Annotated in this window: 26 protein-coding genes; 16 read left to right on the top strand and 10 right to left on the bottom strand. The window is 65.1% G+C overall.

Annotated elements, in window-relative coordinates; genetic code table 11:
• Positions 1–77: 77 nt before the first annotated feature.
• On the bottom strand, positions 78–2,471 hold the full coding sequence (ppsA, locus tag ACAM57_RS10455; protein ID WP_369661588.1) for a phosphoenolpyruvate synthase: 2,394 nt from the start codon (positions 2,469–2,471) through the stop codon (positions 78–80).
• Positions 2,472–2,654: 183 nt separating this feature from the next.
• On the opposite strand from ppsA, the gene ACAM57_RS10450 reads away from it, so the two are divergent.
• Positions 2,655–3,476 carry a pyruvate, water dikinase regulatory protein gene (locus ACAM57_RS10450; protein WP_369662420.1) on the top strand — a complete coding sequence of 274 codons (822 nt, stop codon included), beginning with the start codon at positions 2,655–2,657 and terminating at the stop codon, positions 3,474–3,476.
• Between the two features lie 72 nt (positions 3,477–3,548).
• Here the strand turns inward: ACAM57_RS10450 and ahpF are convergent, their stop codons facing one another.
• Positions 3,549–5,105 (bottom strand): alkyl hydroperoxide reductase subunit F, encoded by a 1,557-nt coding sequence (gene ahpF, locus ACAM57_RS10445; RefSeq protein ID WP_369661587.1) that lies wholly within the window; start codon positions 5,103–5,105, stop codon positions 3,549–3,551.
• Between the two features lie 91 nt (positions 5,106–5,196).
• Entirely contained in the window at positions 5,197–5,760 is a 564-nt protein-coding gene (gene ahpC / locus ACAM57_RS10440; protein ID WP_126025886.1) for an alkyl hydroperoxide reductase subunit C, read from the bottom strand.
• 261 nt (positions 5,761–6,021) lie between these two features.
• Between ahpC and bfr the strand changes: the two genes are divergently transcribed.
• The 13 genes from bfr (at position 6,022) to hemP (ending at position 17,159) form a co-directional block, all read left to right on the top strand.
• The gene (gene bfr, locus ACAM57_RS10435; protein ID WP_126025887.1) at positions 6,022–6,498 is read left to right on the top strand and encodes a bacterioferritin; all 477 of its coding nucleotides are present in this window, start codon (positions 6,022–6,024) and stop codon (positions 6,496–6,498) included.
• Positions 6,499–6,618: 120 nt separating this feature from the next.
• Complete coding sequence (locus ACAM57_RS10430; RefSeq protein ID WP_369661586.1) at positions 6,619–7,263, top strand: PepSY-associated TM helix domain-containing protein; 645 nt, start codon at positions 6,619–6,621, stop codon at positions 7,261–7,263.
• Between the two features lie 75 nt (positions 7,264–7,338).
• On the top strand, positions 7,339–7,839 hold the full coding sequence (locus tag ACAM57_RS10425) for a DUF2271 domain-containing protein (RefSeq protein WP_221297725.1): 501 nt from the start codon (positions 7,339–7,341) through the stop codon (positions 7,837–7,839).
• 50 nt (positions 7,840–7,889) lie between these two features.
• Entirely contained in the window at positions 7,890–8,699 is an 810-nt protein-coding gene (locus ACAM57_RS10420; protein ID WP_369661585.1) for a DUF4198 domain-containing protein, read from the top strand.
• Between the two features lie 25 nt (positions 8,700–8,724).
• Positions 8,725–9,729 carry an FAD:protein FMN transferase gene (locus tag ACAM57_RS10415; protein ID WP_369661584.1) on the top strand — a complete coding sequence of 335 codons (1,005 nt, stop codon included), beginning with the start codon at positions 8,725–8,727 and terminating at the stop codon, positions 9,727–9,729.
• Positions 9,726–11,090, top strand: a complete 1,365-nt coding sequence (locus ACAM57_RS10410; protein WP_369661583.1) for a sulfite reductase subunit alpha — start codon at positions 9,726–9,728, stop codon at positions 11,088–11,090. The genes ACAM57_RS10415 and ACAM57_RS10410 overlap by 4 nt, the downstream gene beginning before the upstream one ends.
• 236 nt (positions 11,091–11,326) lie before the next feature.
• Positions 11,327–13,720 (top strand): catecholate siderophore receptor Fiu, encoded by a 2,394-nt coding sequence (locus ACAM57_RS10405; protein ID WP_369661582.1) that lies wholly within the window; start codon positions 11,327–11,329, stop codon positions 13,718–13,720.
• A 94-nt stretch (positions 13,721–13,814) separates the two neighbouring features.
• A complete protein-coding gene (locus ACAM57_RS10400) occupies positions 13,815–14,495 on the top strand; it encodes a Fe2+-dependent dioxygenase (protein ID WP_184641349.1) in 681 nt (226 codons plus the stop codon).
• 115 nt (positions 14,496–14,610) lie between these two features.
• Positions 14,611–14,883 carry a bacterioferritin-associated ferredoxin gene (locus tag ACAM57_RS10395; RefSeq protein ID WP_126025895.1) on the top strand — a complete coding sequence of 91 codons (273 nt, stop codon included), beginning with the start codon at positions 14,611–14,613 and terminating at the stop codon, positions 14,881–14,883.
• Positions 14,884–14,999: 116 nt separating this feature from the next.
• Positions 15,000–15,692: an energy transducer TonB gene (locus tag ACAM57_RS10390; protein ID WP_311737056.1), complete on the top strand. Its 693-nt coding sequence runs from the start codon at positions 15,000–15,002 to the stop codon at positions 15,690–15,692.
• Positions 15,693–15,710: 18 nt separating this feature from the next.
• A complete protein-coding gene (locus ACAM57_RS10385; RefSeq protein ID WP_126025897.1) occupies positions 15,711–16,427 on the top strand; it encodes a MotA/TolQ/ExbB proton channel family protein in 717 nt (238 codons plus the stop codon).
• 5 nt (positions 16,428–16,432) lie between these two features.
• Positions 16,433–16,846: a biopolymer transporter ExbD gene (locus ACAM57_RS10380; RefSeq protein WP_126025898.1), complete on the top strand. Its 414-nt coding sequence runs from the start codon at positions 16,433–16,435 to the stop codon at positions 16,844–16,846.
• Between the two features lie 100 nt (positions 16,847–16,946).
• Entirely contained in the window at positions 16,947–17,159 is a 213-nt protein-coding gene (hemP, locus tag ACAM57_RS10375) for a hemin uptake protein HemP (RefSeq protein ID WP_019655899.1), read from the top strand.
• A 181-nt stretch (positions 17,160–17,340) separates the two neighbouring features.
• On the opposite strand, the gene ACAM57_RS10370 is transcribed toward hemP, so the two are convergent.
• On the bottom strand, positions 17,341–17,748 hold the full coding sequence (locus ACAM57_RS10370) for a heme-binding protein (RefSeq protein ID WP_081268676.1): 408 nt from the start codon (positions 17,746–17,748) through the stop codon (positions 17,341–17,343).
• 166 nt (positions 17,749–17,914) lie between these two features.
• Between ACAM57_RS10370 and ACAM57_RS10365 the strand changes: the two genes are divergently transcribed.
• Positions 17,915–18,616, top strand: coding sequence for a Bax inhibitor-1/YccA family protein (locus tag ACAM57_RS10365; RefSeq protein WP_126025899.1), 702 nt, complete (start codon positions 17,915–17,917; stop codon positions 18,614–18,616).
• 45 nt (positions 18,617–18,661) lie between these two features.
• Here ACAM57_RS10365 and rlmD read toward each other — a convergent pair whose 3' ends face one another.
• The 5 genes from rlmD to surE are packed head-to-tail and all read right to left on the bottom strand — an operon-like array spanning position 18,662 to position 23,637.
• Positions 18,662–20,098, bottom strand: a complete 1,437-nt coding sequence (gene rlmD / locus ACAM57_RS10360; RefSeq protein ID WP_369661581.1) for a 23S rRNA (uracil(1939)-C(5))-methyltransferase RlmD — start codon at positions 20,096–20,098, stop codon at positions 18,662–18,664.
• Positions 20,099–20,129: 31 nt separating this feature from the next.
• Positions 20,130–21,185: a sigma-70 family RNA polymerase sigma factor gene (locus ACAM57_RS10355; RefSeq protein ID WP_369661580.1), complete on the bottom strand. Its 1,056-nt coding sequence runs from the start codon at positions 21,183–21,185 to the stop codon at positions 20,130–20,132.
• Positions 21,186–21,189: 4 nt separating this feature from the next.
• Entirely contained in the window at positions 21,190–22,092 is a 903-nt protein-coding gene (locus ACAM57_RS10350; RefSeq protein WP_369661579.1) for a peptidoglycan DD-metalloendopeptidase family protein, read from the bottom strand.
• Positions 22,093–22,103: 11 nt separating this feature from the next.
• Positions 22,104–22,877, bottom strand: a complete 774-nt coding sequence (locus ACAM57_RS10345; RefSeq protein WP_369661578.1) for a protein-L-isoaspartate(D-aspartate) O-methyltransferase — start codon at positions 22,875–22,877, stop codon at positions 22,104–22,106.
• A 1-nt stretch (position 22,878) separates the two neighbouring features.
• On the bottom strand, positions 22,879–23,637 hold the full coding sequence (surE, locus tag ACAM57_RS10340) for a 5'/3'-nucleotidase SurE (protein WP_126024945.1): 759 nt from the start codon (positions 23,635–23,637) through the stop codon (positions 22,879–22,881).
• A gap of 128 nt (positions 23,638–23,765) precedes the next feature.
• Between surE and ACAM57_RS10335 the strand changes: the two genes are divergently transcribed.
• Positions 23,766–24,752, top strand: coding sequence for an NADPH:quinone oxidoreductase family protein (locus ACAM57_RS10335; protein WP_369662419.1), 987 nt, complete (start codon positions 23,766–23,768; stop codon positions 24,750–24,752).
• Positions 24,753–24,846: 94 nt separating this feature from the next.
• On the opposite strand, the gene ACAM57_RS10330 is transcribed toward ACAM57_RS10335, so the two are convergent.
• On the bottom strand, positions 24,847–25,194 hold the full coding sequence (locus ACAM57_RS10330) for an H-NS family nucleoid-associated regulatory protein (protein ID WP_126024944.1): 348 nt from the start codon (positions 25,192–25,194) through the stop codon (positions 24,847–24,849).
• Positions 25,195–25,275: the final 81 nt, after the last annotated feature.

Here is a 25,275-nt window from a genome sequence, read left to right as displayed (position 1 = left end):
TGTTTCAATCACCGGCCCGGGTCGCGGGAATCCCCCCATGGGGATTTCCGCAATCCAGAGCTTCGGCTTCGCCCGGCTCAGCGCTTGGCGAGCTGCTGCCAGGTGTCGATCACGCTGTCGGGATTCAGCGAGATCGATTCGATGCCCTGCTCCGCCAGCCACAACGCGAAGTCGGGGTGGTCGCTGGGGCCCTGGCCGCAGATGCCGACGTACTTGCCCTGCGACTTGCAGGCCTTGATGGCACGGCTCAGCATGGCCTTGACGGCCGGGTCGCGCTCGTCGAAGTCGGCGGCCAGCAGCTCCAGGCCCGAGTCGCGGTCCAGGCCCAGGGTGAGTTGGGTCAGGTCGTTCGAGCCGATCGAGAAGCCGTCGAAGTACGCCAGGAACTCGTCGGCCAGCACGGCGTTGCTCGGCACCTCGCACATCATGATCAGCTTGAGCTCGTTGTCGCCGCGCTTCAGGCCATGCTCGGCCAGCAGACCGGTCACGCGCTCGGCCTGGCCGAGGGTGCGCACGAAGGGCACCATGATCTGCACGTTGGTCAGGCCCATGTCGTTGCGCACGCGCTTGAGCGCCTCGCACTCCATGGCGAAGGCCTCGCCGAAGTCGGCGCTCAGGTAGCGCGCGGCGCCGCGGAAACCCAGCATCGGGTTCTCTTCCTCGGGCTCGTAGCGGCTGCCGCCGATCAGCTTGCGGTACTCGTTCGACTTGAAGTCCGACAGGCGCACGATCACCTTCTTCGGCCAGAAGGCCGCGGCGATGGTCGCGATGCCCTCTGCGACCTTGTCGACGTAGAAGGCGCGCGGCGAGGCGTGGCCGCGGGCCACCGACTCGACGGCCTTCTTCAGGTCGTTGTCGACGTTCGGGTAGTCGAGGATCGCCTTCGGGTGCACGCCGATGTTGTTGTTGATGATGAACTCCAGCCGCGCCAGGCCCACGCCGTGGTTCGGCAGCTGCGCGAAGTCGAAGGCGAGCTGGGGGTTGCCCACGTTCATCATCAGCTGGATGTCGATCTCGGGCATCACCCCGCGCTGCACCTCGGTCACCTCGGTCTCGAGCAGGCCGTCGTAGATGAAGCCGGTGTCGCCCTCGGCGCAGCTCACGGTGACCAGCGTGCCGTCCTTGAGCAGGTCGGTGGCGTCGCCGCAGCCGACCACGGCCGGAATGCCCAGCTCGCGCGCGATGATGGCCGCGTGGCAGGTGCGCCCGCCGCGGTTGGTGACGATCGCGGAGGCGCGCTTCATCACCGGCTCCCAGTTGGGGTCGGTCATGTCGGTGACGAGCACGTCGCCGGCCTGCACCTGGTCCATCTCGCTGATGCTGTGCACCAGCCGCACGGGGCCGGTGCCGATCTTCTGGCCGATGGCGCGGCCTTCGGCCAGCACGGCGCCCCTGCCCAGCAGCTTGTAGCGCTGCTCGGCCTTGCCCTGCTGCTGGCTCTTCACCGTCTCGGGACGCGCCTGCAGGATGTAGAGCTGGCCGTCGGTGCCGTCCTTGCCCCACTCGATGTCCATCGGGCGGCCGTAGTGTTCCTCGATCACCAGGGCGTACTTGGCGAGCTGCTCGACCTCGGTGTCGGTCAGCGAGTAGCGGTTGCGCTGCTCGGCCTTCACGTCGGTGGTCTTGACCAGCTTGCCGGTGGCCTTCTTCTCCTCGGGCGTGGCGAACTCCATCTGGATCAGCTTGGAGCCGAGGTTGCGGCGGATCACGGCCTTCTTGCCGGCCTTCAGGGTCGGCTTGTGCACGTAGAACTCGTCGGGATTCACGGCGCCCTGCACCACCGTCTCGCCCAGGCCGTAGCTGGAGGTGATGAAGACCACGTCCTCGAAGCCCGATTCGGTATCGATGGTGAACATCACGCCGGCGGCGCCCAGGTCGGAGCGCACCATGCGCTGCACGCCGGCCGACAGCGCGACCACGTCGTGCTCGAAGCCCTTGTGCACGCGGTAGCTGATGGCGCGGTCGTTGTAGAGGGAGGCGAACACCTCCTTCATCTTGTGCAGCACGTCGTCGATGCCGATCACGTTCAGGAAGGTTTCCTGCTGGCCCGCGAAGGAGGCGTCGGGCAGGTCTTCGGCGGTGGCGGACGAGCGCACGGCGAACGAGGCGGCCGGGTTGCCGGCGCTCAGCGTGGCGAAGGCTTCGGTGATGGCCTTCTGCAGGTCGGCCGGGAACGGCTGGGCCTCGACCATGCCGCGGATCTCGGCGCCGGCGGCGGCCAGCGCGCGTACGTCGTCGACGTTCAGGGCGGCCAGGCGCTTGCTGATCTTGTCGGCAAGGCCGTCGTGGGCCAGGAACTGGCGGAATGCGTGCGCCGTGGTCGCGAAACCGGTAGGCACTCGCACACCCTGTGGCAGCTGCGAGATCATTTCGCCGAGGCTGGCGTTCTTGCCGCCAACCGCCTCGACGTCGGTCATTCTCAGGTTTTCAAACGGTACGACCAGGGCGGTCGCGTCGAAAAGTGCAGACATGGGAAAGCTCCAGAAGTTGAAACCGGTGCCGCATGCAGACGGCGCAGCACGATCGTTCTCGTTGCTTTGGGTGCGGGCGCGGTGTGCATGGAGAGAATTGGGCTGGGAAGGCGGATTCCCGATAATGGCCCTCATTGTAGGCGGGGCAAGGTGGTCCGCGCCGCAGGACAAGGCCGCATGACTATTCCTTCACGCACCGTTTTCTTCATTTCCGACGGTACCGGCATCACCGCCGAGACCTTCGGCAACGCCGTCCTCGCCCAGTTCGAGATGAAACCGCGCCACGTCCGGCTGCCCTTCACGGACACGGTCGACAAGGCCCACCAGGCGGTGCGGCAGATAAACCACACTGCCGAGATAGAGGGCGTCAGGCCCATCGTCTTCACGACGCTGGCCAACATGGACGTGCTGGAGGTGATCGAGACCGGCTGCAAGGGCATGCTGCTGGACATGTTCGGCACCTTCGTGCGCCCCCTGGAAATCGAGCTGGCCGCGAAGTCGAACCACCGCATCGGCCGCTTCAGCGACGTCAGCAAGAGCAAGGAATACAACGACCGCATCGCCGCGATCGACTTCAGCCTGCAGCACGACGACGGCCAGAGCAACCGCGACCTGGAAGGCGCCGACGTGATCCTGGTGGGCGTGAGCCGCAGCGGCAAGACGCCGACCTCGCTCTATCTCGCGATGCAGCACGGCCTGAAGGCGGCCAACTACCCGCTGATCCCGGAAGATTTCGACCGCCGTCAGCTGCCGCCGGCGCTCATCCCGCATCGCAAGAAGATCTTCGGCCTGACCATCCAGCCAGATCGGCTCAGCGAGATCCGCAACGAGCGCCGTCCGAATTCGCGCTACGCCAGCATCGAGAACTGCCGCCACGAGGTGGCCGAGGCCGAGGCCATGATGCGGCGCGCGGGCATCCGCTGGCTCTCGACCACCACCAAGTCGATCGAGGAGATCGCCACCACGATCCTGCAGGAGCTGCGGCCGGAGCGGCTGATCTACTGAGTGCTATCTTCTGAATAGCAAAAAGCGCCCCGCCGGGGCGCTTTTTTTGCGTTTTGCTCAGTCGATGTCAGCTTACGCAGGAGCCGACGTGCGGATCAGATGGTCGAACGCACCCAGCGCAGCCTTCGCACCGTCGCCGGCCGCGATGATGATCTGCTTGAACGGCACGGTCGTCGCATCGCCCGCCGCGAACACGCCCGGCACCGAGGTCTGGCCGCGCGCGTCGACGATGATCTCGCCGTGCTTCGACAGCTCGACCGTGCCCTTGAGCCAGTCGGTGTTGGGCACGAGGCCGATCTGGATGAACACCCCCTCGAGCTCGACCTTCTTCGACTCGCCCGTCGCGCGGTCCTTGTAGATCAGGCCGTTGACCTTCTGGTCGCCGGTGATCTCGGTGGTCTGCGCGTTGGTGAACACGTCGACGTTCTTCAGGCTCTTGAGCTTGCGCTGCAGCACCGCGTCGGCGCGCAGCTGCGTGTCGAACTCGATCAGCGTGACATGGCCGACGATGCCGGCGAGGTCGATGGCCGCCTCGACACCCGAGTTGCCGCCGCCGATCACCGCCACGCGCTTGCCCTTGAAGAGCGGGCCGTCACAGTGCGGGCAATAGGCCACGCCCTTGTTCTTGAACTCGTGCTCGCCGGGCACGTTGATGTTGCGCCAGCGCGCGCCGGTCGAAATGATGACCGACTTGCTCTTGAGCGAGGCGCCGCTCTCGAGCTGCACTTCGATCAGGCCGTCGCCCGGCACGAGCGCCTTGGCGCGCTGCAGATTCATGATGTCGACGTCATAGTCGCGCACATGCTCCTCGAGCGCGTGAGCGAACTTCGGTCCCTCGGTTTCCTTGATCGAGATGAAGTTCTCGATGCCCATGGTGTCGAGCACCTGGCCGCCGAAGCGCTCGGAGGCCACGCCGGTGCGGATGCCCTTGCGCGCCGCGTACACGGCCGCTGCCGCGCCGGCGGGGCCGCCGCCGACGATCAGCACGTCGAACGGATCCTTGCCGTCGATCTTCTTGGCTTCGCGCTCGACGCCGCTGGTGTCGATCTTGGCGAGGATTTCTTCAAGGCTCATGCGGCCCTGGCCGAACTCGGTGCCGTTGAGGAACACGGTCGGCACAGCCATGATCTGGCGCTCCTTCACCTCCTCCTGGAAGGTGCCGCCCTCGATCATCGTGGTGCGGATGCGCGGGTTCTGCACCGCCATCAGGTTCAGCGCCTGGACCACGTCGGGGCAGTTGTGGCAGGTCAGCGAGACGTAGACCTCGAACTCGAAGTCGCCGTCGAGCGCCTTGATCTGGTCGAGCACGGCTTGCTCGACCTTCGGGGGATAGCCGCCGATCTGCAGCAGGGCGAGGATCAGCGAGGTGAATTCATGGCCCATCGGCAGGCCGGCAAAGCGCGGGCCGTGGTTTTCGCTCGGGCGGTTGACCGAGAACGAGGGCTTGCGGTGGTTGTCGTCGCGACTTTCGGTCAGCCTGACCAGCGGGGACGATTCGGCAACGTCCTTCAGCAGCGACAGCATCTCGCCCGAGGCCTTGCTGTCGTCGAGCGAGGCGACGATCTCGATCGGCTGCGTGGCGCGCTCAAGGTAACTCTTCAATTGGGCTTTGGTGTTTGCGTCGAGCATGAGGGACTCTCTTTCGATAACGTAAAACTATCAAATGGGGCTGAAAAAGCCCGGGGGCCTATGAGCGCCCGGGCTTTCGCGCGGGTGACGCTCAGATCTTGCCGACGAGGTCCAGCGACGGGGCGATCGTCTTGTCGCCTTCATTCCACTTGGCCGGGCAGACTTCGTTCGGGTGGGCGGCGGTGTAGACCGCTGCCTTCAGCTTGCGCAGCGTTTCCTTCACGTCGCGGGCGATTTCGTTGGAGTGCACTTCGGCGGTCTTGATGATGCCTTCGGGGTTGATCACGAAGGTGCCGCGCAGCGCCAGGCCTTCTTCGGGGATGTGCACGCCGAAGGCGTTGGTCAGCACATGGGTCGGGTCGCCGACCAGCGGGAACTTGGCCTTGCCGACGGCCGGCGAGGTGTCGTGCCAGACCTTGTGCGAGAAGTGCGTGTCGGTGGTCACGATATAGACCTCGGCGCCCAGTTTCTGGAACTCGGCGTAGTTGTCGGCCGCGTCCTCGACTTCGGTCGGGCAGTTGAAGGTGAAGGCCGCCGGCATGAAGATCAGCACGGACCACTTGCCCTTGAGCGACTCGTCGGAAACTTCGATGAACTTGCCGTTGAGGTAGGCCTGGGTCTTGAAGGGCTGAACTTGGGTATTGATCAGGGACATGTTGATTCCTTGGATGCTGCGGATGAACAAAGATAAGGGCGAGCCATGAGTATAACTACCAATCCTCCAATATTCATAGTTATCACCTATTAAAAGTATTGGGACTCGCTATGTTTTCGATGACTGCGAAATACGCCTGACACACCATCAATACGAACGTGTATCACCATCACACGCATGCAGACCGGCGCAGCATGGGATTGCTTGCAAGCGCTCCTTTCCGCCTCTGACAATCACCGCTTTCAGAACAAGGAAAGAGCCATGAAGGGCGACGCAAAAGTCATCGAACACCTGCAGGCTCAGCTCAAGAACGAGCTGACCGCGATCAACCAGTACTTCCTGCACTACCGCATGCTCAAGCACTGGGGCCTGGACAAGCTGGCGAAGAAGGAATACGAGGAATCGATCGGCGAGATGAAGCATGCCGACAAGCTCATGGACCGCATCTTCATGCTCGACGGCCTGCCGAACCTGCAGGACCTGGGCAAGCTGAACATCGGCGAAGACGTGCCCGAACTGCTGCGCTGCGACCTCGGAGCCGAGACCGGCGCGCAGGCCACCATCAAGGACGGCATCGCGCATTGCGAATCGGTGCGCGACTATGTCTCGCGCGACCTGCTCCAGGAGATCCTGGACGATACCGAGGAGCACATCGACTTCCTCGAAACCCAGATCGACCTGATCGACAAGGTCGGCCTGCAGAACTATCTGCAGTCGCAGATGGGCGAACTCGAATAAGGCCGCCTTCGCTGCCGCCAGCAAAACGGGACTTCGGTCCCGTTTTTTATTGCTTTACGTAACTTAACCCGCCACGAATAACAGTCATTCTCATTCGCACGGATAGAATCCGCGCCTTCGATGACTGCGATCCGCCCCGACAACCGCCGCCGTGCCTATTGGCTCAAGACCCTGCACGAATGGCATTGGGTGAGCTCGGCCATCTGCCTCATCGGCATGATCCTGTTCAGCGTGACGGGATTCACCCTCAACCACGCCAGCCAGATCGAGGCCAAGCCGGTCGTCACCCGGCTGAACGGCTCGATCGACGAGGCGCTGCGCGCCCAGCTCGAAAAGCAGCTGCCCGCCGCCAAGGCCCTCAAGGGCAAGGCTCCCCTGCCCCCTGAACTCCAGGCCTGGGTGCAGAAGCACTGGGACATCTCCACCGCCAGCCGCGAGGCCGAGTGGTCCGACGACGAAATCTACCTGTCGCTCCCCCGCCCCGGCGGCGACGCATGGCTGCGCCTGAGCCTGTCCGACGGCGAGATCGAGTACGAGCGCACCGATCGCGGCTGGCTTTCCTACTTCAACGATCTCCACAAAGGCCGCAACACCGGCGCCGCGTGGAGCTGGTTCATCGACATCTTCGCGGGCGCGGCCCTGGTCTTCTCGGTCACCGGCCTCTTCATTCTCAAGATGCATGCGGGCAACCGGCCGTTCACCTGGCCGATGGTCGGCATGGGGCTGGTGGTGCCCGTGCTGCTCGCGCTGCTGTTCATTCACTGATTTCGTTCATCAATTCATCCAGATCCAGGAAAGAGGTTTCCCGTGCACGTTCGCTACTCACTCGCGCCGCTGGCCATGTCGGCGCTGTTCGCGGCTCCGGCCTTCGCGTCGGGGCTGGCCGTCAATATCGAGATCCCACGGCTGAACGTCTCCGAGTACCACCGTCCCTACGTGGCAACCTGGATCGAGCGCGCGGACAACACCGTCGCCGGCACGCTGGCCGTGTGGTACGACGTCCGCACCAAAACCAACAACCCGGAGGGCGAAGGCACCAAGTGGCTGAAGGACATGCGCCAGTGGTGGCGACGCGGCGGCCGCGAGCTCTCGGTGCCGGTCGATGGCGTTACGGGCGCGACCAAGCCTGCCGGCAAGCACCAGTTGAGCTTCACCGAAGGCACGGCGCCCATGCCAAGGCTCGCACCCGGCGCGTACAAGCTCGTGGTGGAGGCCGCGCGCGAAGTCGGCGGCCGCGAAGTCGTGAGCATTCCCTTCCAGTGGCCCCCGACGGCAGCGGCGCAACCGACCGCCACGGGCAAGGAAGAACTCGGCGAGATCAGGCTCGAACTCAAGCCTTGATCTCTTCTGTCCTCCAACGACCAGCCCGCCGCATCACAAAAGGAACCGCCATGACCTGCTTCAACCTGCGCCTCGCCTCCCTCGCCATCGCCCTCTTGGGTGCCGCATCGCTCGCCCAGGCGCACAACGCCTGGCTGCTGCCATCGTCCACCGTATTCTCCAAGGCCGACACCGTGACGGTCGATGCCGCCGTGTCCAACGACCTGTTCGTCGCCAACCACGCGCCGCTGCGCCTCGACGGCCTGCAGATCACAGCGCCCGACGGCAGCACCGTCAAGCCGGAGACCGAAGCCAAGCTCAAGTTGCGCAACGTGTTCGACGTGAGCGTCGCGCAGGCTGGCACCTACCGCATCGCCGTGATCAACGCCGGAGCTTTCGCGAGCTGGAAGGACAAGGCCACGGGCCAGACCAAGCGCACGCGCGGCACGGCCGAGACCATCGGCAAGGAAATTCCGGCCGATGCGCAGGACGTGAGCGTCACCCAGTCGTCGGGCCGCATCGAGACCTTCGTGACCGTCGGCAAGCCTTCCGCGCTCAAGCCGGTCGCCCAGGGCCTGGAGCTGATCGCCGACGGCAGCCCGACCGATCTGGTCAAGGGCGAGAAAGCCACCTTCACGCTGAACCTCGATGGGCAGCCCGCCAAGGGGCTAGAGGTGACGGTGACCGCGGGCAACACGCAGTACCGCGACAAGCTCGAGGAAATCAAGCTCAAGACCGACGACAAGGGCCAGTTCAGCGTGACCTGGCCGACCGCCGGCATGTACTGGCTCGACGCCAGCACCAAGGACAACAAGACCACGGTGCCGCAGGCCAAGGAGCGCCGCCTGAGCTACGCGGCCACGCTCGAAGTGATGCCCTGAGGCTGCGATAGAGCGAGCTTCTCCCTTGGGCCTTTCGTTCAGCACCTGGCGCGCTGGCGGCTACGCCAACGCGGCCGTTCCACGCCCCGCCGATCCCGCGACGCTCCAGCAACTGGGCGACGAGACCATGGGCACCACCTGGTCGCTGCGCTTCGACAATCCGCGAATGCTGCCGCTGGCGCAGGTAAGGGAGGCCGTGGAGTCAGCGCTCGGCCGCGTGATCGCGCAAATGAGCCACTGGGAGCCGGACTCGGACATCAGCCGGTTCAACCGCGCGCAGGCCGGGTCACGCCATGTGCTGCCGCCGGAGTTCGCCGCGGTCATGCGATGTGCTTTCCGGTGGGCAGCGGCAAGCGGCGGCGCGATCGACCCGAGCGTGGGTCCGCTGGTCGCGTGCTGGGGCTTCGGGCCGGAAGCGGAACAGGCGGGCCTGCCCGGCGAGGCCGCGCTGGTCGAGGCGCGCGGGCGCGTCGGCTGGTCCCGGCTGGCGTTCGACGAGGCGGAAGGCTCGCTCCTGCAGCCCGGGGGCGCAACGCTCGATCTCTCGGGCATCGCGAAAGGGTTCGCGGTGGACCACGGCATCGAAGCCCTGCGCACACTGGATATCGCCGACGCGCTTCTCGAAATCGGCGGAGAACTGCGGGGCATTGGCAAACGCCCTGGAGGACAGCCCTGGCAAGTGCTCGTCGATGGCGATCCTTCCGGCGCGCGCCGCGTGGCGCTCGCGGACATGGCCATCGCCACCTCGGGCGACCGGTGGCATCGGCGCTCGCACGAGGGGCGCCACTGGTCGCACACCATCGATCCGCGAACGGGAGAGCCGGTCGCGCACCCGCTGGCCAGCGTCACCGTGCTTCACGCGGAGTGCATGCAGGCCGATGCGCTCGCCACCGTGCTGACGGTGCTCGGGCCGGAAGAAGGATTCGACTTCGCGCAGCGGCACGAGATCGCCGCGCTATTCGTGAGCCACGGCGATCCGGCGCCAGAGGCGAAGACCACGCGTGCCTGGCCCGCAGCGGCCGCTGCATGAACGACTTCGCCTGGCGCGCACTGGGCGCGGTTTCCACCGTCGCGGCGTATGCAGCGCTCTGTGCGTCGATCTACCTGCGCGAGCGCAGCCGCAAGGCCGAAGCTGCGCGCGACTCGGCGGCGTTATCGGCAGGCAGCGGCGCAGCGCCTGTTCTCGTGCTGTTCGCCAGCCAGACCGGCCAGGCCGAAGCCATCGCGTGGCAGACCGCTCGGCAGCTGAGTGCAGCGAATACGCCGGCGCGCGCGATGGAGCTGAACGCGCTCGATGCATCGACGCTGGCAGCCGCCCCGCGCGCGCTCTTCATCGCGAGCACCTATGGCGAAGGCGATGCGCCGGACGGCGCCAGCGTGTTCGTCGAACGGGTGATGAATTCATCGCCGGCACTGTCTTCGCTGAGCTACGCCGTACTGGCGCTCGGCGACCGCCAGTACGCCAACTTCTGCGGCTTCGGTCGTGCGCTCGACGAGTGGCTGCAGGTCGCGGGCGCCAGGCGCGAATTCGATCGCATCGAGGTCGACAATAGCGACCCGGCCGCGCTGGCCGCATGGCATGCGCATTGGGGAGACCCGCCCGCATCCGCAGGCGACGTCGAAGGCGCGGGTTTCGCTCCGTGGCGGCTCGTCTCGCGCGAGCATCTCAACCCGGGCAGCGCGGGCTGGCCGGTCTTCCATCTCGGGCTGGTGCCTCAGGCCGGCGGACCGCTGCCGTACTGGGCCTCGGGCGATCTTGCGCAGGTGGTCGTCGCGGGCGACCCGAAACGCCCGCGCGACTACTCCATCGCCTCGGTGCATGCCGATGGCGAATTGCAGTTGCTCGTGCGGCAGGAGCGGCATCCGGACGGCACGCTCGGCGCGGCCTCGGGACTGCTCACGTCCACCCTGGGCATCGGCGACACGGTTGCGCTGCGCGTGCGGGAGCATCGAAGCTTCCGCCTCGACGGCAACGAAGCACGGCCGCTGATTCTCATCGGCAACGGCACAGGCATCGCCGGGTTGCGCGCGCACCTTCGCACGTGTGCAGCCATGGGCAGGCACGACAACTGGCTGGTGTTCGGGGAGCGCCAGGTGGCGCACGACTTCCTCTATCGCGATGAAATCGAGGCATGGCAGGCCAACGGAACGCTGAAGCGCCTGGACATGGTGTTCTCGCGCGACCAGGCCGATCGCTTCTACGTGCAGCACCGGCTGCTGCAGTCGGCGGACACCGTGCTGCAGTGGCTGCGCGATGGCGCCGCCATCTACGTCTGCGGCAGCCTTCAAGGAATGGCCTCGGGCGTGGATGCGGCGTTGCGCCAGATCGCGGGTGAGGCGCAGCTCATCGAACTCGCGGCCAGCGGCCGCTATCGGCGAGACGTCTACTGAAGAAGGCCAACTGCTTCGCTCGCGTTGTTGGGCCGCAACGAAATTGACACAACTTTCGGCTTAGTTTCGCTCGGGTGTCAATTTTAATATTGAGAACCAATATCATTCGCAGCGATTTGCGAACATTCGCAAATCGACTCACCCAGCCAGTCCTCCCTCGTGTTTCTCCAAGGAATCCAGGTCGTGCGGACACCGCCAGTCGAGTCCTGACGCCCGCCCTTTTCGGAGAAAACTTCATGGCCTACATCAAGAGCCGCAAACACCCTGTTGCGCGTGCCGTTCCACATCTTTCTGGCGCCGCCGCCGCAACGCTGATGGCCATTGCGGCTCCCGGCGCCCTGGCCCAATCGGGTGGGGCGCTGCCTGAAGTGCGCGTGCAGGACTCCGCAGTCACCGACTACAAGGCCGACAACTCGGCCAACCCCAAGTTCACCGCTCCTCTCGTGAACACGCCCCAGACCATCCAGGTCATCAAGGAACAGATCATTCGCGACCAGGGCGCGACCACGCTGACCGAGGCGCTTCGCAACACCCCCGGCGTGGGCACTTTCTTCCTCGGCGAGAACGGCAACACCAACACCGGCGACGCTGTCTTCATGCGCGGCTTCGACAGCTCCAGCGCGATCTTCGTCGACGGCATCCGCGACCTGGGCTCGGTCTCGCGCGACATCTTCAACATCGACCAGGTCGAGGTCGTGAAGGGTCCGTCGGGCACCGACGTGGGCCGCACCTCGCCGACCGGCTACATCAACCTCGTCACCAAGAAGCCGTCGATGGAAGACAGCTTCCTGGGCTCGCTGAGCTTCGGCAGCGCCGACTTCAAGCGCGGCAGCGTCGACTGGAACAAGTCGCTGAGCGGTGCCAACGGCATCGGAGCGGCTTTCCGCCTCAATGCAGTGAGCGAAGACGGCGGCGTGGCCGGCCGCGACTTCGTCAAGAACAAGCGCTGGGCGATCGCGCCTTCTCTCGCCCTCGGCCTGAACAGCCCGACGCGGATCTTCCTCGACTACCTGCACGTCAAGCAGAACAACGTTCCCGACGGCGGCGTGCCCACCATCGGCCTGCCGGGCTACACCACGCCCGACGCCACCGCGATCACCCGCGGCCTGGCCCGCCGCACCTACCTGAACTACGCACCGCGCGTCGATTCGAGCAACTTCTACGGCACCAGCTCGGACTTCGACAACGTGACGGCCGACATGTTCACCGCGCGCATCGAGCACGACCTCACGCCCGACATCACCATCCGCAACACCACGCGCTACGGCAAGACGTCGCAGGACTACATGCTGACGTCGTTCATGGGCGGCGGACTGACCTCGACGAACGGCGTCGGCACCCTGCCCGCCGTGAATTCCGGCTTCATCAACACCGTCATCCCGACGATCCCGGCAAGCTGGACGATCACGCGCAACCTGCCCACCAACAAGGACCAGGAAAACACGATCTTCACCAACCAGACGAGCGTGTCGGCCAAGTTCAACACGGGCAGCATCAGCCACTCGTTCAACGGCGGCCTCGAATTCATCCGCGAGAAGCAGACGGCCAACAACTTCTACACGCAGGGCTTCGCCAGCGTGGGCACCACGCTGGCAGCCGCCGGCTCCTGGCCCGCCGCCAACCTGTACAACCCGAACCCGTACGTTGCCGGCTACAACCGCATCGCCAACGGCACCGGCTCGGACGGCAGCACCGACACCATCGGCCTGTACGCCTTCGACACGCTGAAGTTCAACGAGCAATGGCAGCTGACCGCCGGCCTGCGCTACGACCACTACTCGACCACCTACAACGCCACTGCCCTGACGCTGGCGCGCACCGGCAACGGCCCGCAGACCTCGACGATCACGCCGACCAACCTGAAGCTGTCGGACAACCTGCTCTCCGGCAAGATCGGCCTGGTCTACAAGCCGACGGAGAACAGCAGCGTCTACGCGGCCTACGGTACCGCCGCGCAGCCCCCGGGCGGCGCCAACTTCCAGCTGGCCGCCGGCGGCACCGGCAACAGCGCCGGGCGCACCGACTTCCTTCCGCAGAAGGCCAAGACCTACGAACTCGGCACCAAGTGGGACGTACTGAACAAGCGCGTGGCCCTGACGGCGGCGCTGTATCGCACCGACGTGAGCAACGAGGTCGTGCAGGACTCCGTCACGCAGCAGTACTTCCAGACCGGCAAGAAGCGCGTGCAGGGCGTGGAACTCGGTGTGTCGGGCGCGCTGACCGACAACTGGGGCGTGAGTTCGGGCTTCACCACCATGAACACCCGTGTGCTGAGCGGCCCCTCGGTGCTGGCGGACGGCTCGACTGCGCTCGCCTACACGCCGAAGAAGGCTTTCACGCTCTGGACCACCTACCAGTTCCCGTTCGGCCTCACGCTGGGCGGCGGCGCGCGCTACAACGGCAAGCTGCAGCGCGGCACCGACGGCGCGGTGGGCACGCCAGCGTATGTCGACTCGTACTGGGTGTTCGACGCGATGGCTTCCTATCGCATCAACAAGAACATCGACATCCAGCTGAACGTGTACAACCTGTTCAACAAGGACTACGTGGCGGCCATCAACAAGAGCGGCTACCGCTACACGCCGGGCATCCCCCGATCGGCCAAGATCACCGCGAACTTCGCGTTCTGACGGTCCTTCTCGCGTGCACCGGGCCAACCCGGTGCGGTGCGACACTCGAGCCCCGGCCCGCGCCGGGGCTTTTCTCATTGCGGAGTTCCTGAAAATGATGCTGCATGTGCCCGAAGTGCTGAGCCCCGAGCAGGCGCGCGAGATGCGCGCCGCACTCGACGCCGCGCAATGGACCGATGGACGCGAAACGGTGGGGGCGCAAGGGGCGCAGGTCAAGCGCAACCGCCAGCTGCCGGAGCATTCTCCTGTGGGCAAGGAGTTGGGCAGCATCGTGTTGGCGGCACTGGCGCGGAACCCGCTCTTCTTCTCGGCCGCTCTTCCATCGCGTTTCGTGCCGCCGCTTTTCAATCGCTACGAGGGAGGCGAGCACTACGGCGTCCATGTCGACGGCGCGGTGCGAGCCTTGCCTGGCACCGGGCAGCAATTGCGCACCGACCTGTCTTGCACCCTCTTCCTGTGCGATCCGGAAGACTACGAGGGCGGAGAGCTGGAGGTGATCGACACTTACGGTTCGCACGAGGTGAAGCTTCCGGCGGGAGACCTCATCCTTTATCCGGCGAGCAGCCTTCACCGGGTGCATCCGGTGACTCGCGGTGCGCGGATCTGCTCCTTCTTCTGGCTGCAGAGCATGGTCCGCAGCGATCAGCAGCGCGGGATGCTTTTCGAGCTCGACCAGAACATCCAGAAGCTTCGTGCACGCCTCGGTGAATGCGAGGAAACCGTGGCGCTGACAGGGCATTACCACAACCTGCTGCGGCTCTGGTCTGAAGTCTGACTCCAAGCGGCCTGGTTGTTGCATGAATCAGTAACACATAGTTATTGTGAATGCGATGGATTCTTATTTATAATCGCCCACATCCAACAGCCAGCCAACTGCCGCTTTCACCGCCATGATCGTTTGTGTCTGCCGCCGAGTCTCCGACCGCGAAATCGCACGCCATGTGCGCGCCGGGATGACTTTCGACGAAGTGCAATTCGAGCTTGGCGTCGCCACCCAATGTGGCCAATGTGAAGGTTGCGCGCGCGATATCGTCGCGCAGTGCAGCGCTTCGCACCCGGTTGCCGCATTGAATTGCGAATCGGGTCCGAGAGCGATCCAGCTTGCCAACTCCATCAAGGAAAGCAAAGCATGGAACTCGTCTCGGCACTCGGCGGCAGCCTGATCTTCGTCGCAGGCTCGGTCTGGTGGATCTTTCGCAAGTAGCGCCTGTGGCGTCTTCGTAGCGGTTTTGCTGCAATCGGGGCACCTTTGGGGGTGCCCGCATTCGAATGGTTGATCGTGTCTGACCGCTTCGCCCCCCCTCCTTCCCTCTTCGGCCTTTCGCGCAATGTCGTCATTGCCGGCGGGGTCGTCCTGTTTCACGCCGCTGCGCTCTGGGCGCTCCAGAGCGGGTTGCTGCGCCGTGCCGCCGAAGTGGTGATCCCCGTGGAGATCATCAGCCAGCTCGTCGAACCGCCCAAGCCGGCGCCGCCACCACCGCCCCCGCCTCCTCCGCCGGAGAAAAAGGTGGCCAAGGTGCCGCCGCCTCCGCGGCCCCAGGCGATCCGGGAGCCCAAACCGACGCCTGCGCCGAACGCCCCCACGGGCAGCGTCGAGCCGCCTCCGCCTCCAGCACCCATTCCGCCACCCGCTCCGGAGCCGCCGCCGGCGCCGCCCCCCGCACCGCCGGCGCCCAAGCTGGTCGAGATCAGCGAAGGCCAGACGCAATACGTGCGCGAACCGCGCGTCGTGTTCCCTGCAATGAGTAGGCGCCTGGGCGAATCCGGCGTCGTGGTCATCGCGGTGTATTTCAACAGCGCGGGCATTCCCAAGCGGGCGGAAATCTTCAAGTCCAGCGGTTACGAGCGGCTCGACCAGGCCGCGCGCGAAGCGTTGATGTCTTCGCAAGTGACGCCATTCAAGCAACCGGGGGCCAACGAGGCCACGGTCTACATGCTGAAGGCGCCCATCCGGTTCAATCTTTCCCAGTAATTTTTTGGAGTAGTACGCATGGATTCTCAATTCGGCTTGATGAACGTCTGGAATCAGGGCGATTTCGTCACGAAGGCCGTGGCAGTGCTGCTGATCGGCATGTCGCTCGCGTCGTGGATCGTCATCATCGTCAAGGCGCTCGACGTCATCCGTTACAAGCGTCTCGCCAAGCACTCGCAGGACTTCTGGCACAGCGAAGACTTCGCCACCGCCCTGAACAAGCTGGGCAAGGACGACAGCAACCCCTTCCGCGCACTCGCCCTCGAAGGCCGCGAGGCAGCCGCGCACCACCGCAACACCAAGGCCCACCTGCACGATGCGCTGGATGTGAGCGACTGGATCACGCGCGCCCTGCGCAACGGCATCGACGCCTTCACCGCCCGCCTGCAGACCGGCCTGGCGATCCTGGCTTCGGTCGGCTCCACGGCTCCATTCATCGGGCTGTTCGGCACCGTCTGGGGCATCTACCACGCGCTCATGAGCATCGGCTCGGCCGGCCAGGCGACCATCGACAAGGTGGCCGGCCCGATCGGCGAAGCGCTGATCATGACGGCCCTCGGCCTTGCCGTCGCCATTCCGGCAGTGCTGGGCTACAACGCGCTGGTGCGCGGCAACAAGTTCGTGCTGACCAAGCTCAACGCCTTCGCCCATGACCTGCACGCCTACTTCGTGACCGGCGCGCGTGTGCAAAGCGGCGGCAGCGATGCCATCGTGGTTCCGCTCAAGAAGGGCTGAGCATCATGGCCTTCGGAACACAAGACGAACCCGATGAGGTGATGAACGAGATCAACATGACGCCGCTGGTCGACGTCATGCTGGTGCTGCTCATCATCTTCATCATCACCGTGCCGGTGATGAAGCACGCGGTCAACATCGACCTGCCGCGCGCCACCAGCGAGCCGGAACAACCCAAGCCGCAGAACATCCTGTTCAGCGTGACTGCCGACGGCGCCTACTACTGGAACGAGCAGAAGATCGACGACAGCGAGTTGCCCGGTCGCTTGGCCGCAGAAGCCGCCAAGGAGCCGCAGCCCGAGCTCCACATTCGCGGCGACAAGGCTGTTCGCTATGAGCGAGTGGCCAAGGCGATGTCGGAAGCCCGCGAAGCCGGCGTGCGCAAGATCGGTTTTGTCACGGAACCCGACCCCAAGTGAGCTGAAAGAAAGAGAGCAAGCAAAAAAAGTTGATCGCGGCGATTGACTTCTATTTGCGAATCATTATCATTCACTCATCGCTTCGATAAGGGAACTACAGATGCCAGCCACACCGAATGCCTTTTCTGTTCTGAACCATCCTTCGCTCGACCAGTCGGGTGGCGGCCATGCGTCGATCCAGGCAACGCGTCCGGTGCCGATGCTCGAAAGCACGGAGCTTCTGAAAGGAAGCAAGACCGTCGGCATCATGCACAACGGCTCCCTCTATCGGCTGCAAGCCACCAAACTCGGCAAGCTGATCCTGACCAAGTAAGTCATCCAGCCCGCCCTTCGCGCAAGTTTCATCGTGGGGCGACTCAAGGAGATTCATCTCCGAAGGGTCGTTTTTTGCTAGCCAACGGTTCGCCGACTAGCCAAGCTTTTTTTCCATGCTGAAGCAGCCCAAACAAAAACGCCGACCTCGAAGTCGGCGTTTTGCTTTGTGCGGAGAAAACTCAGAGGCCCAGAGCCGCGATGCCGGCCTTGGCGATCTGCGCGTCTTCATTCGACTTCACGCCGCTCACGCCGACTGCGCCGATCACGTGGCCGTCCTTCACGATCGGCACGCCGCCTTCGAGCAGGCCCTGTACTTCAGGCGCCGTCAGGAACGCGGTCCGGCCACCGTTGATGATGTCCTCGTAGACCTTGCTTTCGCGTCGCCCCATGGCTGCCGTGTGGGCCTTGGCGGGAGCGATGTGCGAAGACAGCGCCGCCGCGCCGTCCAGGCGCTGCAGCCAGAGCAGGTTGCCGGCGTCGTCCGAGATCGCGATGGTCACTGCCCAGTTGTTCTTGAGAGCCTCGGCTTCGGCCGCTGCGGCGATGGTCTTGACGTCGGCGAGTTCGAGGAATGACTTGGTCTTCATGATGGATGAGCTCAGTTTGCGTGAAACCCGAGAGCATAACGGCCACGGCGCCAGGGGCGCCTTCAGGGCTTGGGAACACCCCGCATACGGTTTTTCCGGTACCCCCTCTTGCGGCCCCCTAGAATGCGCCCAACTGCGTCATGCAGCAACCACAGGAGCTCCGGCCATGAACGACCGCGTTACCACCCTAGACACTTCTTCCGGCTACGGCCAGCCATTGGCGCAGGCCGAGCGCCAGCGCGTGCTGCGCAATACCTACTGGCTTCTCGCACTGAGCCTGCTGCCCACCGTATTGGGCGCCTGGGTCGGCGTCAGCACCGGCATCACCCGCTCGCTCACCGGTGGCCTGGGCCTCATCGTCTTCCTCGGCGGTGCCTTCGGCTTCATGTTCGCCATCGAGAAAACCAAGAACTCCGCGGCCGGCGTGCCCGTGCTGCTGGCATTCACGTTCTTCATGGGCCTGATGCTGTCGCGCCTGATCGCGATGGTGCTCGGCTTCAAGAACGGGTCCGAACTCATCATGACGGCATTCGGCGGCACCGCTGGCGTGTTCTTCGTGATGGCCTCGCTGGCCACCGTCATCAAGCGCGACCTGTCTGGCATGGGCAAGTTCCTGTTCGTCGGCGCAATGGTTCTGATGATCGGCGCGATCATCAACGTGTTCGTCGGCTCGACCACCGGCATGCTGGTCATCTCGGTTGCCGCCATCGGCATCTTCTCGGCCTACATGCTCTATGACCTGAAGCAGATCATGGACGGCGGCGAAACCAACTACATCAGCGCCACGCTCGCCCTGTACCTCGACCTGTTCAATGTGTTCCAGAGCCTGCTGGCACTACTGGGCATCTTCGGCGGCGAGCGCGACTGAGCGACGCACACGCGTCCAACGAAAAGGGCCCCTCCGGGCCCTTTTTCATTCCAACTCGAAAACCGCTATCGACTCCACGTGCGCCGTGTGCGGGAACATGTTTACCACTCCCGCATGGGTGCAGCGATAGCCCGCCTGATGCACCAGCAGCCCCGCATCGCGCGCGAGCGTCGACGGGTTGCAGCTTACGTACACGATGCGCTTCGGCGGCGTCCAGCCGTCGGTGCGCAGCTCGGGCTGCTGATGAAGATCGGCGATGGCCTTGGCCAGCGCGAATGCGCCTTCGCGCGGCGGATCGACCAGCCACTTGTCGGCGCCGCCGTCGGCCACCAGCATCTCCGGCGTCATTTCGAACAGGTTGCGCGCCACGAACGTCGCAGGCGACAACTCGCGGCGAGCCGACGTGGCTGGCTGGTTCCTCTTGAAGTTGTCGGTCGCGCGCGCCACCAGCGTGTCGCTGCCTTCGATACCCAGCACCTCGCGCGCCTTGCTGGCCAGCGGCAGGGTGAAGTTGCCGAGGCCGCAGAACCAGTCGATCACGCGCTCGTCAGGCTGAACGTCGAGCAGGCGCAACGCCTTGCCCACCAGCGCCCGGTTGATGTGCGGATTGACCTGCGTGAAATCGGTGGGCTTGAACGGCATCGTCACGCCGAACTCCGGCAACCGGTACGCCAGCGGCGTGCCACCCTCTTCCAGCAGCTTCACGGTGTCCGGCCCCTTGGGTTGCAGCCACCACTGGACGCCTTCGTTCTTCGCGGCAAAAGCCTTCAGCCGGTCGATGTCCGCGCGCGAGAGCGGCTCGAGGTGACGCAGCACCAGGGCGATCGTGCCAAGCCGCGTGGAGTCGGGCGCGTCGCCGCAGGCCAGCTCGATCTGCGGGCAGGTGTCGCGCGCATCCATCGAGCCGATCAGCTCGCGCAACGGCGTCAGCATCTCGCTGACCTGCTTCGGCAGCACCGGGCAAACCTGCATGTCGGCCAGATAGCGGCTCTTGCGCTCGTGGAACCCGATCAGCACCGTGCCCTTCTTGACCACATGGCGCACCGACAGGCGCGCACGATAGCGGTAGTGCCAGGCCGGCCCCTCGAGCGGCCGCAGCAGGTTCTCGGGCTTGACCTTGCCAAGGTGCCAGAGGTTGTCCTCCAGCGCGCGCTGCTTCACTGCCACCTGGGCGGCTGCATCGAGGTGCTGCATCTTGCAGCCGCCGCAGGCACCCGTATGCAGGCCGAAATGCGGGCAGCCCGGGCGCACCCGCTGCGACGATTCGCGGCGGATGGCAGTGACCGTGCCCTGTTCCCAGTTGTTCTTGCGGCGGTGGACGTTGAACCGCACTTCCTCGAACGGCAGCGCGCCTTCGATGAACACGACCATGCCGTCGGCCTTGTGCGCCACGCCCTGCGCATCGAGGTCGAGGGACTCGACCTTCAGCCATTCTTCGCCTGGATTCGCGGGGACTTTCTTTTCTTCGATGGATTCCGTCATCCCCCGATTGTCTCAGCGTGGCCGGATATCCCTAGAACAGCGCGTCGCGCCCTACGCCGGAGCGGGCGAGCTGGCGCCGCATCTTGGCCAGCGCCTCGTTCTGGATCTGCCGCACACGCTCCCGCGTGAGTCCCAGGCGCACGCTCAGCACCTCCAGCGTTTCGGGCTCGCGGTCGTGGAGGCCGTAGCGGCCCTCCAGCACTTCGCGCTCACGTGCGTCGAGGGCCTGCACCCACTGGTCGAGCAGGCGCTCCACCTCGCGTGTGTGCGCCACGTCGGTCGGGCTGCCCTGCTCGTCCTCGGAGGCCACAGTGTCGGCCAGCGTGAACCCCTCGTCTCCCCGAGCGTCGCCAGCGTCCAGCGAGCGCGGGGCTTCGGACAGCGCCAGAAGCTCGGCCACGGACTGCACATCGCGCCCCAACAGCGCCGCGATGTCTTCCACCCGAACGCCGTCCGGCCGATGCACGAGAAATTCGGCGTCGCCTTCGAGCGTGCGGCGGGCCTTCAGCACCTGCTGCAGCTCGCGCACCACGTGCACCGGCAGGCGGATCGCGCGCGCCTGCGTCATGACCGCACGCTCCACCGACTGGCGGATCCACCAGGTCGCATAAGTCGAAAAGCGGAAGCCCCGCTCGGGCTCAAACTTGGTGATGGCGTGCATCAGGCCCAGATTGCCCTCCTCGATGAGATCGGACAGCGGCACGCCTCGCCCCAGATAGGCCTTGGCGATGTTGACCACAAGCCGCAGGTTGTGCTCGATCATCGACTGCCGCGCGGCGAAGTCACCGGCACGCGCGGCGCATGCGGTCTGGTATTCCTCGGCAGGCGTGAAGAGCTCGGTGCGGCGCACCTGGCGCAGGTAGATGGTCAGCGCGTCGGCGCCTTCGCCGCCGACCAGCTCACCCACGGCGCCCATGGCGCTGTTCGTCGGCAGCGGAGCGTCTGCAGCCGACGCGTCCACGTCGTCTTCGGGAACGTGCGCACTCTCGCCGGCAGGCTCGGGATGGCCGTTGCCCGAAGGCATGCTGCCCCTGCCCGCCGACCCGCGCACAGGCAACTGCGTGCGGCGGGGGCGGGAGGCAGCCATGGCATCACCGGCTGGGCAGGTAGCGCGAGGGGTCGACGGGCTTGCCCTGGCGGCGGATCTCGAAATGCAGCTTCACGCGATCGGCATCGCTGTTGCCCATTTCGGCGATCTTCTGGCCCTTCTGAACCGACTGGTCTTCCTTCACGAGCAGCGTCTGGTTGTGCGCGTAGGCCGTGAGGTAGGTGTTGTTGTGCTTCAGGATGATCAGGTTGCCATAGCCGCGCAGGCCCGCGCCCGCATAGACAACGCGCCCGTCAGCGGCTGCAAGCACCGGATCGCCCGCCTTGCCGGCGATGTCGTAGCCCTTGTTCTTCGCTTCGTCGAAACCGGCGATCAACGAACCACTCGCCGGCCAGATCCAGCCCACGTCTTCGTCACCCGAACCGCCGCTGGCGGGGCTGGCCGGTGAAGCCGTGACCGGAGCCGACGGCTTGGTCGCGCCGCTGGACGGCGTGGACGGCACCACCACGGGCTGCGGCGGCACCGGCTTCGTGACCGCGCCTTCGGAAGGCGTTGCGGGCGCGGCCGCGACGGCAGTACCCGAGCCGGTGGGCGGGATCACACGCAGCACCTGGCCGACTTCGATCAGATCGGGGTTGTCGAGATTGTTCCAGCGGACGATGTCCTGCCAGCGCTGGCCGGTCTCGGCGCCGATGCGGCGGATGGTGTCGCCGGGGCGCACTGCGTAGTAGCCGGGCTTGCCGTAGTTCTCGATGCCGGCAAGCGGCCTGCCATTGGCGTCGGTGGTGATCGGTGGGCCGCCGGGCACAGTCGCGGCTGGAGCGCGCGTCATGGTGCCGCGGTCTTCGACTGGTGCCGGCCCGCGAGGTGTGGAACAGCCCGCGATCACGAGCACAAAGGCCAACGTGACGCCAGCGAACCAACTCCGATTGCCAAAACCCTGCATTTGTTATTCCTTCAAGCGATACCGGATTTTAGGGGGACAAAGTGAACAGCCTCAAGAACGAGGCGCTCCAGTCCACGGGGAGTCTTGTCGATGACGACAAGGGCCTGGCCACCCTTCGCGGAATGCGTTGGCGCCACGATGCGGCCGCCCACCGCCAGCTGCTCGATCCACGCCTCGGGCACGGCCTCGCCACCTGCAGCGGCGATGATGCCGGCATAGGGCGCACCCTTGGCGTAGCCGATCATTCCGTCGCCCAATATCAGGTGGACGGTTGCGAGCCGGAAGGGCCGCAGGTTGGCGCGCGCCCGCTCATGCAAACCGCGCAGGCGCTCGATGCTGTAGACCTCGGTCGCCACATGATTCAGCACTGCAGCCTGGTAGCCGCAGCCAGTGCCGATCTCGAGCACCCTGCCGAGCTTGCCCTCGGGCTTTCCCGCCAGGGCAGGAGCGCCCATGAGCAGTTCGATCATGCGAGCCACCACGTTGGGCTTGGAAATGGTCTGCCCCAGTCCGATCGGCAGGCTGGTGTCCTCATAGGCCTGGTTGACCAGAGCGCTGTCGACGAAGCGGTGGCGCTCCACTGCGCCCATCGCGCGCAACACGCGCGCATCGGAAATGCCTTGCGCCGCGAGCTTCTGCACCATGCGCGCCCGCACGGCGTCGGACGCCATCGAAGGCGTGGACGGCACCACAGGCTTGACCGGCGCGGCGGGCATGCGCCCGCGCGTGGCGGCCGAGGCGGTGGGTGTCAGGCGAACAGGAAAACCGGGCCGCTGGGTGGCCATGTCAGTTGCCGAGACGGGCCACCGTCTCGCGCCATTGGCCAAGGTTGGCGTGATCGGTCAGGTCGATCTGCAGCGGCGTCAGCGCGATGTGGCCGGCCGCGGTGGCGTGGAAGTCGGTGCCTTCGCCGCTGTCCTTGGCGCCGCCGGCACCGGCGATCCAGTACATCGTCTCGCCGCGCGGGCTGTCCTGCGTGATCACCTTCTCGGCCGCATGGCGCCTGCCGAGGCGGCAGACCTTGACGGGCTTCAGTTCGTCGAACGGCAGGTTCGGCACGTTCACGTTGAGCAGGAAGGCGCCACCTTCGTGCATGCGCTCGCGCTCGATCTGTTGCACCAGACGCCGCGCCACCTGGCCGGCCGCATCCACGTGGGCCCAGCCCTTCTCGATCTGCGAGAAGGCAATGGCGGGAATGCCGAACAGGTAGGCCTCCATCGCCGCGCCGACGGTGCCCGAATAGATGGTGTCGTCGCCCATGTTGGCGCCGTTGTTGATGCCGGATACCACCAGATCGGGCCGGTAGTCGAGCAGGCCCTTGAGCGCGATGTGCACGCAGTCGGCCGGCGTGCCCGTCACGTAGCGGAAACCGTTGTGCGCCTCGCGCACATAGAGCGGCGCCGCCAGGGTGAGCGCGTTCGACTTGGCGCTGTTGTTGTGTTCGGGTGCGACTACCTCGACTTCGGCGATGTCCTTGAGCGCGTCGTGCAGAGCGACGATGCCCGGCGCCTGGAAGCCGTCGTCATTGGAAATAAGTATCTTCATGGTGCTTCTGGATGCACCGGATTGTAGGCGTCGGGTGCGTCGCAGCAGGGACAAGCCCGCCCTGCCGCGACCCCTATCATGCCCGCAGTCATTGCCCCAACATTACCTGTCTGAAGGAGACCCCTGGCATGCACGCATGGCTTTGCGAAAACCCCGTCGGCGTCGACGCGCTGACCTGGAAGGAACTGCCCACCCCCACGCCGGGCCCGGGCCAGGTGCTCATCGAGATCAAGGCGGCGAGCCTGAACTTTCCTGATCTGCTGATCGTGCAGAACAAGTACCAGATGAAGCCGCCGCTGCCCTTCGTTCCTGGCTCCGAGTACGCGGGCATCATCCAGGCGGTGGGCGAAGGCGTCACGCACCTGAAGGTCGGGCAGAACGTGGCGTGCCTCTCCGGCACGGGTGGCTTCGCCACCCACACTCTGGCACCCGCGGCGCTGTGCATGCCGCTGCCCGAGGGCTTCAGCCATGTAGACGCGGCCGCGTTCATCATGATCTACGCCACCTCCTGGCATGCGCTGATGGACCGGGCGCAACTGAAGGCCGGCGAAACCGTGCTGGTGCTCGGCGCTGCCGGCGGCGTGGGCACCGCGGCCATTCAGATCGCGAAGGCCGCCGGCGCCAAGGTGATCGCTGCCGCCTCCACCGACGAGAAATGCGAGCTCTGCCGCTCCATCGGCGCCGACGCAACGATCAACTACACGACGCACGCCCTGCCCAACGGTTTTCGCGATGCCATCAAGGCCGCGACCGACGGCAAAGGGCCGGATGTCATTTACGACCCCGTCGGCGGCGATTTTGCGGAGCCGGCCTTTCGCTCCATCGGATGGCGCGGCCGTTATTTGGTCGTCGGTTTTGCGTCTGGCCCGATTCCGTCTCTGCCATTGAATCTGACGCTGCTGAAAGGCGCCTCGCTGGTCGGCGTGTTCTGGGGCGATTTCGCCAAGCGCGAGCCCAAGGCCAATGCGCAGATGATGGCCGAATTGGCGCAGTGGTACGGCCAGGGAAAGATCAAGCCGGTGATCGACAGCACGATGCCGATGGCCGAATTGAAGGCCGCGTACGCCCACATGGGTTCGCGCGGCGTCAAAGGAAAACTGGTGATGGTGAACTGAGCGCACCGCCTTTCTGCGCTTCTTGCGCCCCAATAAAAAAGCCCGCATGAGCGGGCTTTTTTATTGGGCATCTGCCCAGCGAAAACAGGGGCACTTACTTGATCTCGTAATCGGAAAGAGACTTGCCCGCAGCCAACGCCTCGGTCACCCAGCGCGGCTTGCGGCCACGGCCGCCAGACCAGGTTTCGCCGGTCGGGCTGCGGTATTTGGCAGCGGCCTTGGCCGGAGCGGCGCTTGCACCGCGCTTGGCGGAACCAGCAGCGCGGCCGGTCAGTTTCAGATCGGAGGCCGTCAAACCGTATTCGGCGATCTTCCGGCGCACCTCTTCGATCACGCCGGCGCGTTCCTGGTTGCGCAGGTCTTCGGCCTGCTTGCGCAATTGCGCAATCTGCTCGTCGTGCTTCTTGATCTGGGAATTGATATCGGCGAGGGTCGAAGCCATTCTTGGACTCCTGAAATTGAAAACGGGGCGATTTTAATTCAGTTTACATTTGACACAAGTGCCTTAACGAGTGAAAAAACG

The sequence above is a fragment of the Variovorax sp. V15 genome, assembly GCF_041154425.1.
Classification (GTDB): Bacteria; Pseudomonadota; Gammaproteobacteria; order Burkholderiales; family Burkholderiaceae_C; genus Variovorax; species Variovorax guangxiensis.
This window is presented reverse-complemented; position numbering and strand designations above follow the sequence as displayed.